Here is a 15,701-nt window from a genome sequence, read left to right as displayed (position 1 = left end):
TTGATGGGAATTTTAAATGGTTGATACATCCCACTTGATGGGATTTGAACTTTGATAGGCGATCGTCCTTCAGTTTTCCATGCCTAGGGGCGATTGCTTTTTACATTACAAGTTTATGACTTATATTAGTCAAAAGTCAAGAGGTTATGGGATTAATTAAGTTGCGGGTTCGAGAATTTGCGGCAGAGAAAGGCTGGACTCTAAAAGAAGTTTCAGAGCGATCGGGCGTCGTCTACAGCACGCTCAGAACCTATGCCCGATCGCCTGGATTAGCAACAGTTGACGTGACAGCCTTGCACAAGTTGGCTAGGACTTTTGATTTGTCGATCGAAGATTTGTATGAGATTGTGCAGGAATAGTCGATCGCTTTTTACGATAAAATTTTATCCCAGAGTAAATCTAGTTTTTTGTCAATGGGTTTAATTAGATTGCGGGTTAAAGAATTTGCTGCTGAGAAAGGCCCGACGATCAAAGAGGTTTCTGAGCGATCGGGAGTCATTTACAGCACACTCAGCACCTATTCACGTTCTCCGGGAATGGCAATGGTTGATTTTACTTGTCTGCTCAAGTTGGCACGTACTTTTGACGTGATGGTGGAAGATTTGGTTGAGGTCGTCAAAGAGTAGTCGATCGCTTTTTGGGATAAAACTATCTGATGATGGTACACCATCATTTGTCAAGTATGGGTTTAGTCAGGTTAAAAGTCAGAGAACTAGCTAGCGAGAAAGGCTGGACGCTGAAAGAAGTTTCAGAACGATCGGGAGTAATTTACAGCACCGTCAGACACTACGCCCGCTGTCCGGGAGTGTCAACCATTGACTTTATTTCAATACATAAATAGGCTCGCACCTTTGATGTAATGATTGAAGACTTGGTGGAAATTGTGCAAGAGTGAGCGATCGCTTTTTACGATAAAATTTTATCTCAGACTAAATCTAGTTTTTTGTCAATGGCTTTAATTAGATTGAGGGTTCGAGAGTTGGCTGCTGAGAAAGGCTGGACAATCAAACAGGTTTCAGAGCGATCGGGCGTAGTCTACAGCAAGCTGAGAACCTATGCCCGATCGCCCTGATTAGCAACAGTTGATGTCAGGGCCTTGCACAAGTTGGCGAGGACTTTTGATGTGTCGATCGAAGATTTGTATGAGATTGTGCATGAATAGTCGATCGCTTTTACGAACTAATTATCCAGTCAATATTACTCGACAGTTGCTAACATCTGATTGACAGACTCACCCCGTTGTAGCGCTTCCCAATCAGATTTAACAGGTTGGTAAGAACAGTAACACACCACAATTCGCTCCTCAGTATCCGAAGCAAAAAACTGCTGAACGCGAGTAACTACCCAATCTCCATCTTTCCCGTGGGTGACTCCATTACCGGGGTCCGATAGATTTTCATAATCGCGGGTTTTGTCCCCTACTTGAGGAATTTCTGGGTTTTCTTCCCAAGTCCAATTTTCCCAAAGTATATTAGTGAGACTGCCCCTGGGCATAAGCTGACGTTCTTCCCAGCCGGGAGCACTCATGCTTTCGGTTTTGTAGACAATCCAGATTTTTTTAGTCATTTTTCCTCCCTTTCCTTTAATCTTGGTAATCTTGCCACATATCCTGAAACGAGGTTTGTTCCCCGTCAAACACGCAAGCCACATCAGGGGGGGTGTTACGAGTCACTCGGATTTCTTTTAACCGCCAGTGGTATTTTTCGCCCATCTTTTCACAGAGTTCGGGATCTGTAACATTGTGTACGTTTTCTGGCTTTGGATTCGGTACGCGATCGCTCCTCACTTCTGACTTCCCTTACAGTTTAAAAACTAAATGTCTTGCCCTGTATGCGATCGCTCCACCACTGCACACAGCAGCTATGTGTTGTTTTGGTTTTGACTTGCTTCTATTTTTGGTTGCTCAGCCTTCATGACATATTGCTCCATAAATTCCAGCAAAACATCCCTCATATTTTTACCGTCCCTAGCAACAGCCGACTTAAATCGGTTCCGCAATTCCGGCGGCATTTCTACTCTAATAGCCACAGTCTTGTTTTCATCCATACAGGCTCAAGGCTTTACAACATATACATTGTGACATTTTTATGTAGTTTGCCTAAAAACCAGCTTTCTGCATACAGGTGCATTATTTTAATAATATGCCTTAGTGCATACTAATGCAAGAGTGCAATAAATGCCGTTTTCCGCGAAAAACGCTACAGAGCGTTAATTTAAGTCATTTAGCTATGATTTACGCTCATAAACCCGGTTTCTGCAAAAAATCTTGAGTTTGGCTTTGTTAGTACATTGCGGTCAATTGTTACAACTTTATAAATAATAGGACTTATGCAGAAACCGGTTTTTTTACGAAAATACTGCATTCGGGCCTTTAACACTGGTGATGAAAGATCGCGCATCGGTTAAAATACAGAAGTAACTTTGCGATCGATAAGTCTGAATGCCTACGTTACTCCGAGTCGGCCCATACCGTTTCTTTTGCTAGGCGGGCGATCGGGATGAACCACCGCACGTTCACGTTGAGCGCGATCGAGAAGAAGCTAAGTTTTGGCTTAGTCCAGTTCGCCTTCAAAATAATAAAGGCTTCAATCGTACAGAAATCAATGGCATTCAGAAACTTGTTGAAGAACATCAACAGCAGTTATTAGCAGGTTGGAATGACTTCTTTAATGGTTGAGTTGCTAGAAATCCCCCAAGCACAAAACGTAGTTGTTACAGACGACGCGCTAACAGTCGATCTATCCGATGGTCGTACTATTTCTGTTCCTTTAGCTTGGTATCCTCGGCTATTGCACAGCACACCAAACGAACGCAATAATTGGCGATTTATTGGTGGAAATGATGGAATCCACTGGCCGGATATTGACGAAGACATTAGCATCAAAAATATTATTCTGGGTAAACCATCTGGAGAAAGTCAGAAGTCATTTCAGCGGTGGTTAGACGAACGTAAAAAATCCGATAGAACATGAGTATATCGCCTAAAATAAGTTAATTCAGCAAAAAGTCATAGTGATATCATGTCCGGTCGAGGAACCGCGATTTTTGTAGGGGCGGGTTCACCAACAATACCTGCGAATAATTGACCATCTCAAAAACCCGCCCCGACCGGGATATTATGGTTAATCGATCGGACATGATATGAGATATAAGCAAGGAGCGATCGCGATGACATTAACTACAGCAAAATGGACAATAGATCACTACCATAAAATGATCGAAGCCGGCATTTTAAACGATCGCAAAGTTGAATTACTAAATGGAATAATAGTCGAAATGGTACCCGAAGGAACGGCGCATACTTATTTTAGCGATCGATTTGCCAACCGATTGCGAGTCGCATTATCTACGAGAGCCCAAATTCGCGAAGCCAGACCGATTACTCTGCCAAATAACTCAGAACCAGAACCCGATATTGCCGTCGTTCAACCTCTCAACGATATCTACCTGGAACATCACCCATATCCAGAAAACATTTTTTGGCTGATTGAATATGCTGATTCCAGTTTGAGTAAAGACTTAGAGGAAAAAAGCAAGATTTATGCAGCAGCCGGAATTCAAGAATATTGGGTTGTTAACCTGCGCGATCGACAATTAATTGTGTTTCGCTTCCCGGAAGGCGATTTTTACCAGCAGCGAAATACTTTCCGAACTGGCACCATTGAACCCCTTGCTTTTCCCGATCTTACCATCCATATTTCTCAACTAATGAACAGGTAAATTATTGCCACCATACATCTCAGATTCCCCACCCCCAACAGGCACACTACGAATTTTGGTTATTCGACCGCTTGAAACTGCCGATCGTTGCCACAAGCGAGGGGTACCTTTGTATAAAAAAAAACTTAATTTTCGCTCCAACTCCCGAAAAAACCGATTGTGACCAAGAATTTCTTGAGGGTACCCGCCACGTGATGTATCCGTGGAATCAATCCCAAATCGAAAATCGAAAATCCTCAAGAAAGAGCATTTATCCGTGGGGTCAATCTAAAATCTAAAATCTAAAATCTAAAATCGATTGACAGTCTCGGTGCGGAATGTAAGATAGATCGAGGTAAGTTTAGATCGTCGAATTTTTTTTGTATTTTCACTAAAAAAAGCGCCTGAGTTCGCCCAGACGCCTAGCATAAAATCAACAAATTGTCAACCCTAACCTAACCCTTCAAAGCCTCAGCACCGCCGGAAACTTCCAGAATTTCCTGAGTAATTGCTGCTTGCCGCGCCTTGTTATAAGTCAGCGTCAAACTACGGATCAAATCGCTAGCATTCTCACTAGCATTGTTCATCGCCGTCATCCGCGCCGCCAACTCGCTAGCAGCAGACTCTTGCAAAGCCCGCAGCAATTGGTTGTTCAAATACAAGGGCAAAAGAGCCTCCAGAATTTGCGCCGGATCTTGCTCGAAAATCATGTCGCGGGGCAAACTCTTCCTAGTAGGTGCAGCAACCTTTTCGCGCGATACTTGAAACTGTCCGCCTTGCGATGTCAAGCGGAAGATTTCATCATCAGGAGTTTCCAAACCTTGGGGGTCGAGGGGCAGCAAAGTTTGAATTACCGGACGCGAACTAATTAGTGACACAAACTTGGTGTAAACTAGCTCAACTCTGTCCACAGTTCCCGACAGGAACAAAGAAAGCAATTCGTCAGCAATTTGTGCCGCTTCCGATGCTGTGGGAATTTGTTCCAAGTTAGCGTAAGTAGCATCGATCGGCTGTTCGCGGCGCTGGAAATACTGAGTAGCTTTGCGTCCTACCAACACGTATTTGTAGTCTAAGCCTTCAGCTTTGATTTCCTTAGCGCGATTTTCGGCGTATTTGATGATGTTGCTGTTGTAGCCGCCGCACAAACCCCGATCGCCCGAAACTACCAAAAGTCCCACCGATCGCACTTCGCGTTTTTTCAGCAGCGGCAAATCCAAATTTTCAAACTGCAAGCGTTCCGCCAAACCGTACAATACCTCTGCGAGTCGATCGGCAAAAGGTCGAGTAGCAGTCACCTGTTCTTGAGCGCGGCGCACCTTAGCAGCGGCCACCAAACGCATCGCTTCTGTAATCTTTTTAGTGTTCTTGACCGACTTAATGCGATCGCGAATAGTTTTCAGATTTGCCATAATTTTCTCCTTAGTCCCTAGCCCGCATCTTTTTAATTAAAACCGCGAATAAACGCAGATAAACGCAGATGAACTTCCGATAATCTGCGTTTATCCGCGTTCATCTGCGGTTCAAAATTCCAACTCGATTTACGCAGAAACCAAGAAAGTTTGCTTGTATTCTGTGATGCCTTCTTTCAGCAGCTTCTCAGCTTCATCAGTCAAGGCCTTTCCGCCTTGAACAATTTCGCCGTACTTCGGCTTGCTAGTCCGCAAATAGTCGCGCAAACCAACAGTAAACTTGCTGACTTTTTCCACCGGGATGTCATCCATATAGCCGTTAATACCGGCATAGATTACAGCCACTTGTTCGTTCATCGGCAGAGGCGAACTTTGGGGCTGTTTCAACAGTTCCCGCAAGCGCTGACCGCGCGACAATTGATTCTGAGTAGCTTTATCCAAGTCAGAAGCAAACTGAGAAAATGCTGCCAGTTCTTCAAACTGCGCCAATTCCAATTTCACCTTACCGGCTACTTTTTTCATAGCCTTAGTTTGAGCCGCCGAACCTACCCGCGATACCGAAATACCGGGGTTTACTGCGGGACGCAAACCAGCGTTAAACAAGTCAGAAGAAAGGAAGATTTGACCGTCGGTAATCGAAATTACGTTTGTCGGAATGTAAGCAGAAACGTCACCAGCTTGGGTTTCGATAATTGGCAAAGCAGTCATGCTGCCTTCGCCCAAATCGTCGCTCAATTTAGCAGCGCGTTCTAGCAAGCGAGAGTGCAGGTAAAACACGTCTCCGGGATAAGCTTCGCGACCGGGAGGACGGCGCAGCAACAACGACATTTGGCGGTAAGCTTGTGCTTGTTTGGAAAGGTCATCGTAAATGACCAAAGTGTGCTTGCCTTTATACATGAAATACTCGGCTAAGCTAGCACCTGTGTAGGGAGCCAAGTATTGCAGGGTTGCGGGGTCGCTAGCGTTGGCTGCTACTACGATCGTGTAGTCCAGCGCGCCCTTTTCTTGCAGGACGTTGACGATGTTAGCTACTGTAGAAGCTTTTTGACCGATCGCCACGTAAACGCAGATCACGTTTTCCGATTTTTGGTTAATAATCGTGTCGATCGCGATCGCAGTTTTACCGGTTTGTCTGTCACCGATAATCAGTTCCCGCTGTCCTCTTCCCACCGGAATCATCGCATCAATAGCGGTAATTCCTGTTTGCATGGGTTCGTAAACAGAACGGCGAGAAACAATCCCCGGTGCCGGAGATTCAATCAAGCGAGATTCAGTAGTTTTAATTTCTCCTTTGCCGTCAATCGGACGGGCCAAAGCATCAACTACCCGTCCCAACATTGCTTCACCCACGGGGACTTCAGCAATTCTGCCAGTAGCAGTAACTGCCGAACCTTCTTGAATGCCGAGGCCTTGGCCCATCAGCACTGCGCCGACGTTATCTTCTTCCAAGTTCAGTGCAATGCCCACGGTGCCGTCGGCAAATTCTAGCAATTCCCCAGACATAGCTTTATCCAAGCCATAAATCCGGGCAATGCCGTCGCCTACTTGCAGAACAGTACCGACGTTAGAGACTTTTACGTCTTGGTCGTACTGCTCAATTTGCTGGCGAATAATGCTGCTAATTTCGTCAGGTCTGATTGCTGCCATGTTAGTTATTATCTGTCAGTTGTCAGTTGTTAGTTGTCAGTTGTCCGTCGATGTTTTCGGCAAGAAAGAATTGGGATTTGGTAATAAGCATTTGAGAATAACCGCTCAAAAACAGAAATTTATTTATTCCTACTTTCTGTTTGATTCTTCCCTTGTTCTTTCTTCCTTCTTCCTTCTATCCGTTACATCCGTTACATCCAGTACATTGCTCGTTGCCGAACTTCCTGCTTCCTTAAATCAGGAATTCAAGCGAATTCCGAGACGGCGCAATTGTCCCCGCAGGCTGGCATCAATTACTTGAGAGCCTACTTTGATTATTACACCGCCGATTAAATCTGGGTCTATTTTGGTTTCAATTTCTACTTGACGAGCGCTGGTCATCGCCTGCACTTTCTCGCGAACCGTCTGCTGTTGAGCGTCTGAAAGCGGGACGGCCGATGTAACTTCAGCCAATACTGTTTGGTTGAGTTCTCGGAGCCTTGCCAAGTATTGTTTGCCAATTCCTTCTAAAAAAACAATTCTTCCTTTGTCTACTAATAGCTTCAGAAAGCTGTGCATCAAGGGGCTCATTTCTTCACCCGCTATTTGCTGAATCACGGCTTTTTTAGCATCCGGTTTTACCAGCGGATTGCCTAAAAATTGACGCAAATCTTCTGAACCTTCTAGCAGGCTCAGCAAGGAACGAATATCTTCGCCGAACTTCTCTGAGAGATTGCTGGACTGAGCCAGTGACATCAAGGCAGATGCGTAAGGCTGTAAGACTTCTGTGCTGACTGTACTCACGTTTTAGCCTCCCAGTAACGCAATGCTGCGATCGATTAATTGGTGTTGAGCGCTGTCGTCCAAGCTAGTTTTTAGCTGGCTTTCCACCTTTGCTAATGCCAGAGATACAACCGCCGATCGCAGTTGGGCGATCGCTCTTTCCCGCTCTGCTTCCAACTCTTGACCTGCTGTTGCTCTCATGCGTTCAACGTCCTGCGCCGCCTGAGCTAGAATTGCTTCTTTTGCTTTCTTGGCAGTTTCTTCAGCAGCGGCACGAATTCGTTCCGCTTCTGCTTGCGCTTGAGTCAATTTTTGCTGTTGCTCTGCTAGAGCTGCTGCTGCATCTTTTTGGCGTTTTTCTGCTTCTTGAATCGCCTCTTGGATTGCCGAACGCCTCTCTGTCAGGATTTTACCTACAAATCCGCGCCCGAAATAAAACAGCACTGCAATAATAATGACCAGGTTAATCAGGTTGGTTTCTAAAATATCGAAATTTAAACCGAAACCACCTTCGCCGCTAGCTTCTGTGGCTAGCAATAAAACAGTCCCCATGATACTCTTCCATAATTGCGCGTGCAGATTGGGTGTACCGATTTTAGATTTGAGATTCCCTCAAAAATCTCAAACTCTTCGGTCTCGCTATTTGGCCAGCGACTGCCCTAATAGCTTTTCGAGAATTTGGCCGCTGAGCGCGTCTACTTCTTGTTCTAGTGAGCGCATTGCTTCTTGCTTTTGCTGCTCTATTTCTTGCCCAGCCTTTTCTCGCGCGACTTGAGCTTCTTGTTGAGCCTCAGCTATTTTTGCTGCCCCAATTTTTTGGGCATCAGCTTGAGCAGCAGCAATTACTGATTGAGACTGTTTGCGAGTTTCTCCCAGTTTTTGCTCGTACTGCTGCGCTAGTTGCTGAGCTTTTGCCAAGCGTTCTTGGGCAGAGACTTGAGTGTTGCGAATGTAATCGGCGCGATCGTCAATTGACTTGCTGAGCGGCTTGTAAAAAATTACATTCAAGACTGCGACTAGAATTAAAAACTGCACCGCCATCAGAGGCAGCGTAGCATCTATATCAAACAGTCCCCCTTCCTTAGCCGCTTCTTCAACTGCTAGTAATACTGTCCAGTGCATCATGATTTTTTGACGGCTTCCATCTAATTCGCTTAATCGATTTTAGATTTGAGATTTTGGATTAGAATCGCCAAAACCTCAAATCTAAAATTTCAAATTATTATGCGAAGGGGTTGGCAAACAGCAGCACTAGGGCTACGACCAAACCGTAAATTGTGAGCGCTTCCATGAACGCCAAACTCAACAGCAAGGTGCCGCGAATTTTACCTTCTGCTTCCGGCTGACGGGCAATCCCTTCTACAGCCTGACCTGCTGCATTTCCTTGACCAATGCCAGGGCCGATTGCAGCTAAACCTACTGCCAAAGCGGCGGCAATTACGGAAGCGGCAGCAACTGTTGGGTTCATGATGATTTTCCTTATCTAAAGTACAAAATTGAGAGCCGAAAGTCTACAGAATTGTCCGATTTTACGGCAGGAAGTTTTAGGAGAGGAATTTTTTTTTCCTCCTTCATGCTTCGCCGTTTATCGGCTAGTTAATCGTGGTGTTCTTCGCCGTGACCGCCTTCTAGAGCTTCACCTATGTAGGCTGCGGCTAAGGTTGCAAAAATCAAAGCTTGAATTGCACTGGTAAATAGTCCCAGAACCATCACTGGCAGAGGAACAAATAAAGGCACTAGCAACACTAGCACTCCGACCACCAATTCGTCAGCAAGAATGTTGCCAAACAAACGGAAACTCAGGGACAGAGGCTTAGTAAAATCTTCTATGATTTTGAACGGCAGCATGAAAGGCACCGGTTCAACATAGTGGGCGAAATACCCCAAGCCGCTTTTGCTGAGACCTGCATAAAAATATGCTAGAGAAGTCAGCAGTGCAAATGCTACCGTCGTGTTGATGTCAGCGGTAGGAGCTCCCAATTCACCTGAAGGCAGCTTAATTAGCTTCCAAGGAATTAGAGCGCCCGACCAGTTTGACACAAATATGAACAGAAATAATGTACCAATAAACGGTACCCAAGGGCGATATTCTTTTTCCCCTATTTGGTTTTTAGCCAAGTCCCGAATAAATTCCAGCGCATACTCCATAAAATTTTGCATTCCGCTGGGAATTCGCTGGATTTTGCTGGTTCCTAAAATCGAAACTACGACTAAAACAGCAATTACAAACCACGAGGTTAGAAAAACCTGCCCGTGAACTTTCAGATTGCCGAGTTGCCAGTACAACTGCTGGCCAACTTCCAAATTGGCGAGGGGGAAACGATTAAAGGTGTTTAGAACGTCAAGCATTGCCATTCAACGGGCTTCCCCATACAAATCGATGAGTTGAGTTTTGCTCGAATTGCCTGACCTACCTGTAGTCTAGTGCTAATGCACTTCGGATCACGTAAACCAACAGCGCAGCTTTGTAAGTCAGAAATCCCAAAAATATCGGTAAAATCTGTAGCTGATTCCACTGTGTTCCTACTATCATCACCGCTAAAAACACACCGAGCCTTGTCTTGCTGATGCGCTGATTTTGGCTGCCGATTCGTTCCACGTCTCTAGCCAACATCTTTAAGTAAACCACACCTGTGCTCGCCCCAAGCAAATAATTCAGGGCAATATTGAGCGAGTAAAAAATCCAAACGGAGATAAAAATAATCGCCGTAAAAGCAAGGGTGTACGCCAACAACTCTTGTTGGAGGCGATAAAAGTCTTGCATGGGATTGGTTGTCTCGGACGAGACTGTCGAGACGGTTGAGACTGTACCAGCTTGAGGAATATCCTCCTCTGCTGGTGTGGGTTCGGTGGGTGTGTTTTGCGTGTTCACGAAGCTCAGAAACTAATGCAGGTAGCAGGCGAGTGCTTTGCAAACTCAGAAAAATAATACCACGCTGCGGTAACAATACTTAAAATAAAATTAATCATATTTCCGGAATTTGGTGTCTGGCGCTTCGGAAAACTCAACCCGTTAAATGTCCGATCGACCTTACCCTACTTCTGGCACCCCCTGACCACACTCTTTTACACATTGTTCTCGTTTTTCTCCCTAAGTAGCTCTCACTAAGTGAGAAAGGAACCCAGGACGATCGGGCAAATAGATGAGCAGACTCTCCCTTCTCGGACTCTGCGCCCTCTGCGCCCCAAAAGTCAATTAAAACTTGCTCTCATTCAATAACCTTAAACTCTTGAAGCGCCGGGAGAAAATTTTTATTCTCGTGGCTCGATCGACTAAGCTTAATCAAAGCAAATCGCTGTACCGGCTGCAAACTCGCCCACTGTCCCAAAGTAATTGTCACGCCGAGTTCTTGTGCTTTTGCAGAAACCGACTCCGGTACAGTTGCAGCATCCATCCACGGGGGATTTTCATCAACGGTCAAATCTGTTCCCGGTTTGCCTGTCTGTTGAATTAATATTTGATTTAGCTTTTCTCGGTAATCGATAATTTCTGCTGGTGTCAAGCAAGGTTTCTCTACAAGAATTTGACGTTCTGCTTGGTTAAAATGATTCCAATCCTGCAACTTTAATTTAATGCCGCAAGTATCTAACTTGAGACGTACTTGCATGGGGATGCAGCGCAAAGCTTCCACAAAATCAGCTTCAAATTCAAAGAATGTCATAGATGTATAGACTTGCAAACTAGATTTTTTTTATTAACCGCAGAGGACGCAGACAGCACAGAGTAAGAGAAGAGAGAGAAATCGATGCAGGTTTTTTACTTTTTATCAATAATTGCAGAAAATGCGACCGGCATTTATAATTAAATAATATTACAAACTATTGACATGGATACCGTAGACTACCTTCGGATTAGTTTAATAGACCGCTGCAACTTCCGCTGTCTCTACTGTATGCCGGAAGGTAGCGAGTTGGACTATGTATTGCAGCAGCAGTTGTTAACTCACTCGGAATTGCTAACTCTGCTGCGGGAAGTTTTTATACCCGTGGGATTTACTAAGTTTCGGTTGACGGGTGGGGAACCGCTGCTGCGCCCTGGGGTGGTGGACTTGGTGAGGTCGATCGCCTCGATGCCCCAAACGCGAGATTTGTCAATGACAACTAATGGCTTTTTGCTGGCGTCCATGGCCCAAAATCTCTACAATGCTGGTTTGCGCCGGATTAATATTAGTTTGGATTCGCTGGAACCGGAGACTTTTGATAAGATAATTGGCAGTCGGGGACGATCGCGGTGGACGCAGGTTTGGGAGGGAATTCAAGCGGCTTATCAAGCAGGATTCGACCCGCTGAAACTCAATGTTGTGGTAATTCCCGGTGTGAATGACAGCGAAATATTGGATTTGGCTGCATTAACTATTAACCGGAATTGGCACGTTCGTTTTATTGAGTTTATGCCGATCGGCAATGGGGATTTATTTGGCGATAAGGGTTGGGTAGCATCTGCCCAATTGCGGCAACAAATTAACGACAAATACGGGTTAGCCGAGTCGGGAGTGCGCGGAAATGGGCCGGCGGATGTGTTTCAAATTCCGGGGGCGAAAGGCACTTTAGGATTTATTAGCCAAATGTCCGAGTGTTTTTGCGATCGCTGCAACCGGATGCGTTTGTCTGCTGACGGGTGGCTGCGGCCTTGTCTGCTGAACGAAACCGGGCAAATTGACTTAAAAACTGCTCTGCGTGGTGGGACTCCTACCAGCGAATTGCGCGATCGAGTGCAGCAGATATTGAATATTAAACCGGAGATTAATTTCAAGCAGCGAGATTCTGGAACTACTCAAGGAAATTATAGCCGCACAATGTCTCAAATTGGCGGCTAATTATCTATCTGTCGGAAAAGTAAGGTAGGCTTTGATGTCTGTTATAGTTAGTTCACAAAAATCTGCCTCAATTTCTGCTTAAGCCTTACCTATGAGGGATTTAACTTTTGATTTGAGCTTTTTTGTGAGGAATTGCAGTACCGCTCTGGGTGGAAAAAGATCCCAAGGCCAAACTATTTGGTCAATTGTATTAACGGCTGAATCGGGGATTTCAGTATTCTTAAATAATACGTTGTTGTAGAAAAGGCCAATAACTTTAAACTTGGGAACTAAAGCCTTTATCTGTTGAAGTGTGATTTGTCCCTCATAGAATTCGCCATCTTCAAACTCTGTGTAAAAATACTTGGTATGAGACAAGGTTTTAACTGCTCCTTTAATCAAGTTTTCCTCTGCGCCTTGTACGTCAGCCCAAATTAAGTCAATTCGATCGATATCTTGTTCTGCAAACCAACTATCTAAGCTGCGCGTTGGCACTTTTACTGTATTTTCCTTAAACTTACACCAAGGGTAGATTTTTAAATGATTTTTTGGAGTTTTGAGTGAAGAAGATTCGAGCCATTCTGAAGGGTCGCCCGTTTCCTCATTGGAGCCGGTACTCAGGTAAAATTCTGCTTCTCCATCTACGTCTGATATGGCAATTTGATGTAATTGGCATCGCGCATCCTTGACTGTGTTTTGATGTATTTTTCCGGAGCGCGGATCGGGTTCAAAACAATGCAATTGAATGTCGGAAAATTCTCTGAGGAAAGCTAGGGAGTCTTCGCCGGTGCATGCCCCTATTTCTAAAATTACCGGGTTGTTTTTTTGGAGTAGTTTACGCAAAGTTTGTAAAGTTTGTTTTCTCATGACTAATCCCTTTTTATTATTTATTCAGGATAATTGACTGCTCTCAGAACAGGCTTTCGGGCCTGTTCCACAAAGAGTTAATTTGATTGTGGCGTGGGCTCCTGAGCCCGCCCAAAGCATATGAGATTTTTCGCTTCGCTTGTGAATGACAACTACTCAATTAGATTTGACCACCTGGTGTTAGCAATAGTAGCGGTTTTGATAAGATCGATCGCACTCCATCCAATCCCATCTCCACATCCGCCAAAATCTCCCCAACAGTCTTCTTTCCTTTACCTAGCCCAGGCGAGGTTCCCTCTTTATTTTTGGGCGAGGCGGGCTACTTCCTCTACAGGCAAAGCAACCTCTCGCTTCAAAGCCTAGCTGCTGAGGGGGGCCTGTGTCAATCCATTTGGGATTTTACCGGGAGTCAGTAATGGAGTAAGATTAAATGAACCGCTTTCGTCGCGAAGTGCGCGAAGGAAGAGAAAGAAAGAGATGCAGTTCTTCCTGCGCGCACTTCGCGTCTTCGGGGTTCGTTCAAATAATTAAAAAGCCCTATAATTTCGGTGTTAGCAAAATTAGCTGTTTTGACAAGATCGATCGCACTCCATCCAATCCAATCTCCACATCCGCCAAAATCTCCCCTATGCTTTTACCAGACGGGCTTCCCTCTTTCTCCCCCCCTTGGTAAGGGATCCCCTCTTTCTCCCCCCCTTGATAAGGGGGGGCTGGGGGGGGTAAACAACCTTGCAAAAACTCAAATTCCGCACTTGACAAATTGATCAATTGATAGTTGCAATCAAACACTTGTTGACTAGGCCAACCGTGCATACAACGACTCAACTCTGGAATTGCCGCCAAAAGTGCCTGATCGTCCGACCAATCAATTTTATTAACAGGCTTTTTGCCCAAGAAAAACTCGTAATGAGTGATTTCCGTATCCAACAATTCAATTAATCGATAAAGCTCTCGTTCCGTCAAACCCCGAGCTCTTTCTATCAATTCCGGCGCTTTCCCCAAAAGTCTTTCTAACTGCCAATATCCCGGATTTGAAAAACCGATAAATTCCAATCCCGAAGCGTCGATTAACTCGAACAAAGTCTCAATATTGTAGTCAATTTCCTGCGGGTGAACGTACATATCAGCAAAACATTCGTCTCGCTGATTTTCTCCTGCCCAACGCTGTTTTTCGTACTTGACAAGACGGTTGTTTTCTGGTAAAGAAGCAAAGATTTGACGACCGACTTTGACGCCATCGGCATAGTCACCTTTTTTCGGGCCTTGGAGAAGTGCGATCGCCCTTTGCATGAGTTGAATTTCCCAGCGTCCGAGCTCAGCATACACAAAAATGTGCATCAAACCGCCCTGGGCCAACTTCGCCGCCAGCGCTTGAATGCCCCGGATCGGATCGGGTAAGTGGTGCAGCACGCCCACGCAGTTGATCAAATCAAACTCGCCCTCTAACTCGGCGGCATCGTACAGGCTGAGGTGGCGAAAATTTGCTTCGCGCGCCCCCGTAAGCGTTGCCCTCGAAGAGGATCGCCGACAGCGTTCTTGTGCTACTTTCAAAGCACCCGCACTCAGGTCGATCGCCGTAACCGTTGCTTCAGGATTGAGGTGAATCAGATAATCGGTGCTTGAACCAGTGCCGCAGCCAGCATCTAAAATCCGAATATCCAGTTTTGGCGGCTTTTGCCCGGTGCAAAAATTGTAAGCATCCGGCCAACTCCACCGCCAGTTGTACCCAGGCGGCGGTTCATCTGACAAAGGATCGGGCGGGAAAGGGAAAGTATCGTAAAGCCGCCGCACGGCAGCACTGATATCAGGCGTAGTATCCATAGGTGAGGTAATAGTGCGTGGGTTTTGAGATGGGTTGTCAGTAGCCTTCGGGCCAACAGCGGTACGCGATGCAATTCTATTGCTTCGTTACTCGCAACCTTTCGTGTCGCTTCGCGACCGTTGGGCAAGCCTGAAAGAAAGGCATCGGGCGATCGACTAACCCCTGATTCCCAAGCCCTGACAGCTTCTGCGTAATAAAACTTATCATTTTTTCTCATATACGCTCTCTTAAATCTATACAATAAATCTCGACAGGCTTTTTAACAAACAAGGACTGTCCATAACCCACCGCTGACCTTTCGGGTAAATCGGAGGCGTCTTTAAGCAGAAAGTTAAACGCCCAGAAAAAGGCAGAAGAAAATTTTTGATTTTCTTTTCCCTTAATTGACGGCACTGGCTGCAATCGCCCAAAGGCAACTCTCCTGCCGAGTCTTTTTTTCCACGGGTGTACGGGCGGAGCGCAGCGGAGGGAGTACCCCGTGCCTGCCTTCTGACCGGACATTTCCCGGCAGGCAGAAAGATGAAACCAAAACATTTTAATCTAAGAAAGTAAGCGCGCCCGAACCTCGTGACAGGTAAAGGCAAAAAGTAAACAAAGCAAAAATAGCTACTTTGACCTTTTACCGAGAAATTGGGTTGAAAGCCCCGTCCTTCTAGGACGGCTTCGGGAAAGACTGGCAAACAAATACCGTGGGGCGCA

Annotated in this window: 20 protein-coding genes and 2 pseudogenes; 8 read left to right on the top strand and 14 right to left on the bottom strand. The window is 45.5% G+C overall.

The window, feature by feature from the left end:
- Positions 1-146: 146 nt before the first annotated feature.
- From QUB56_RS23290 to QUB56_RS23275, 4 genes and pseudogenes are all read left to right on the top strand, one after another.
- Positions 147-359 carry a helix-turn-helix transcriptional regulator gene (locus QUB56_RS23290; RefSeq protein ID WP_332958465.1) on the top strand — a complete coding sequence of 71 codons (213 nt, stop codon included), beginning with the start codon at positions 147-149 and terminating at the stop codon, positions 357-359.
- Between the two features lie 54 nt (positions 360-413).
- Complete coding sequence (locus tag QUB56_RS23285) at positions 414-626, top strand: helix-turn-helix transcriptional regulator (protein ID WP_332958464.1); 213 nt, start codon at positions 414-416, stop codon at positions 624-626.
- 56 nt (positions 627-682) lie between these two features.
- Positions 683-841, top strand: coding sequence for a helix-turn-helix transcriptional regulator (locus QUB56_RS23280; protein ID WP_332958491.1), 159 nt, complete (start codon positions 683-685; stop codon positions 839-841).
- A gap of 108 nt (positions 842-949) precedes the next feature.
- Positions 950-1,162: pseudogene (locus tag QUB56_RS23275) on the top strand (helix-turn-helix domain-containing protein).
- Positions 1,163-1,197: 35 nt separating this feature from the next.
- On the opposite strand, the gene QUB56_RS23270 reads toward QUB56_RS23275, so the two are convergent.
- The 3 genes from QUB56_RS23270 to QUB56_RS23260 all read right to left on the bottom strand — a co-directional run bounded on the left by QUB56_RS23270 (position 1,198) and on the right by QUB56_RS23260 (position 2,046).
- Positions 1,198-1,566 carry a hypothetical protein gene (locus tag QUB56_RS23270; protein WP_332958463.1) on the bottom strand — a complete coding sequence of 123 codons (369 nt, stop codon included), beginning with the start codon at positions 1,564-1,566 and terminating at the stop codon, positions 1,198-1,200.
- A 16-nt stretch (positions 1,567-1,582) separates the two neighbouring features.
- Positions 1,583-1,786 carry a hypothetical protein gene (locus tag QUB56_RS23265; RefSeq protein ID WP_332958462.1) on the bottom strand — a complete coding sequence of 68 codons (204 nt, stop codon included), beginning with the start codon at positions 1,784-1,786 and terminating at the stop codon, positions 1,583-1,585.
- A gap of 74 nt (positions 1,787-1,860) precedes the next feature.
- On the bottom strand, positions 1,861-2,046 hold the full coding sequence (locus QUB56_RS23260) for a copy number control protein (RefSeq protein ID WP_190657378.1): 186 nt from the start codon (positions 2,044-2,046) through the stop codon (positions 1,861-1,863).
- Positions 2,047-2,554: 508 nt separating this feature from the next.
- Here QUB56_RS23260 and QUB56_RS23255 point away from each other — a divergent pair.
- From QUB56_RS23255 to QUB56_RS23245, 3 genes and pseudogenes are all read left to right on the top strand, one after another.
- A pseudogene (locus tag QUB56_RS23255) lies at positions 2,555-2,677 on the top strand (DUF4160 domain-containing protein); the annotation flags it as partial.
- A complete protein-coding gene (locus QUB56_RS23250) occupies positions 2,658-2,972 on the top strand; it encodes a DUF2442 domain-containing protein (RefSeq protein ID WP_332958461.1) in 315 nt (104 codons plus the stop codon). The pseudogene QUB56_RS23255 and the gene QUB56_RS23250, both read left to right, overlap by 20 nt.
- Before the next feature lie 196 nt (positions 2,973-3,168).
- Positions 3,169-3,720, top strand: a complete 552-nt coding sequence (locus tag QUB56_RS23245; RefSeq protein ID WP_332958459.1) for a Uma2 family endonuclease — start codon at positions 3,169-3,171, stop codon at positions 3,718-3,720.
- Positions 3,721-4,154: 434 nt separating this feature from the next.
- Here QUB56_RS23245 and QUB56_RS23240 read toward each other — a convergent pair whose 3' ends face one another.
- The 9 genes from QUB56_RS23240 to QUB56_RS23200 all read right to left on the bottom strand — a co-directional run bounded on the left by QUB56_RS23240 (position 4,155) and on the right by QUB56_RS23200 (position 11,179).
- Positions 4,155-5,108: a F0F1 ATP synthase subunit gamma gene (locus tag QUB56_RS23240; RefSeq protein WP_332958457.1), complete on the bottom strand. Its 954-nt coding sequence runs from the start codon at positions 5,106-5,108 to the stop codon at positions 4,155-4,157.
- Positions 5,109-5,237: 129 nt separating this feature from the next.
- Positions 5,238-6,755 carry a F0F1 ATP synthase subunit alpha gene (gene atpA / locus QUB56_RS23235; protein WP_332958456.1) on the bottom strand — a complete coding sequence of 506 codons (1,518 nt, stop codon included), beginning with the start codon at positions 6,753-6,755 and terminating at the stop codon, positions 5,238-5,240.
- Positions 6,756-6,992: 237 nt separating this feature from the next.
- Positions 6,993-7,538, bottom strand: coding sequence for an ATP synthase F1 subunit delta (atpH, locus tag QUB56_RS23230; RefSeq protein WP_332958455.1), 546 nt, complete (start codon positions 7,536-7,538; stop codon positions 6,993-6,995).
- Between the two features lie 3 nt (positions 7,539-7,541).
- Positions 7,542-8,069 carry a F0F1 ATP synthase subunit B gene (locus QUB56_RS23225; protein ID WP_190740265.1) on the bottom strand — a complete coding sequence of 176 codons (528 nt, stop codon included), beginning with the start codon at positions 8,067-8,069 and terminating at the stop codon, positions 7,542-7,544.
- Positions 8,070-8,156: 87 nt separating this feature from the next.
- Positions 8,157-8,642 (bottom strand): F0F1 ATP synthase subunit B', encoded by a 486-nt coding sequence (locus QUB56_RS23220; RefSeq protein ID WP_332958452.1) that lies wholly within the window; start codon positions 8,640-8,642, stop codon positions 8,157-8,159.
- Positions 8,643-8,739: 97 nt separating this feature from the next.
- Positions 8,740-8,985, bottom strand: coding sequence for an ATP synthase F0 subunit C (gene atpE, locus QUB56_RS23215; RefSeq protein WP_006631105.1), 246 nt, complete (start codon positions 8,983-8,985; stop codon positions 8,740-8,742).
- Positions 8,986-9,113: 128 nt separating this feature from the next.
- Positions 9,114-9,872: a F0F1 ATP synthase subunit A gene (gene atpB / locus QUB56_RS23210; RefSeq protein ID WP_332958449.1), complete on the bottom strand. Its 759-nt coding sequence runs from the start codon at positions 9,870-9,872 to the stop codon at positions 9,114-9,116.
- A 55-nt stretch (positions 9,873-9,927) separates the two neighbouring features.
- Positions 9,928-10,389 (bottom strand): ATP synthase subunit I, encoded by a 462-nt coding sequence (locus QUB56_RS23205; RefSeq protein WP_332958447.1) that lies wholly within the window; start codon positions 10,387-10,389, stop codon positions 9,928-9,930.
- 337 nt (positions 10,390-10,726) lie between these two features.
- Positions 10,727-11,179, bottom strand: coding sequence for a nitrate reductase associated protein (locus QUB56_RS23200; RefSeq protein WP_332958446.1), 453 nt, complete (start codon positions 11,177-11,179; stop codon positions 10,727-10,729).
- A gap of 165 nt (positions 11,180-11,344) precedes the next feature.
- On the opposite strand from QUB56_RS23200, the gene moaA reads away from it, so the two are divergent.
- Positions 11,345-12,334 carry a GTP 3',8-cyclase MoaA gene (gene moaA, locus QUB56_RS23195; RefSeq protein WP_332958445.1) on the top strand — a complete coding sequence of 330 codons (990 nt, stop codon included), beginning with the start codon at positions 11,345-11,347 and terminating at the stop codon, positions 12,332-12,334.
- Between the two features lie 78 nt (positions 12,335-12,412).
- On the opposite strand, the gene QUB56_RS23190 is transcribed toward moaA, so the two are convergent.
- Positions 12,413-13,180, bottom strand: coding sequence for an FkbM family methyltransferase (locus tag QUB56_RS23190; RefSeq protein ID WP_332958442.1), 768 nt, complete (start codon positions 13,178-13,180; stop codon positions 12,413-12,415).
- Between the two features lie 537 nt (positions 13,181-13,717).
- Positions 13,718-15,001: a class I SAM-dependent methyltransferase gene (locus QUB56_RS23185; RefSeq protein WP_332958441.1), complete on the bottom strand. Its 1,284-nt coding sequence runs from the start codon at positions 14,999-15,001 to the stop codon at positions 13,718-13,720.
- Between the last annotated feature and the right edge of the window lie 700 nt (positions 15,002-15,701).

This window comes from Microcoleus sp. AR_TQ3_B6, assembly GCF_036702785.1.
Classification (GTDB): Bacteria; Cyanobacteriota; Cyanobacteriia; order Cyanobacteriales; family Microcoleaceae; genus Microcoleus.
This window is presented reverse-complemented; position numbering and strand designations above follow the sequence as displayed.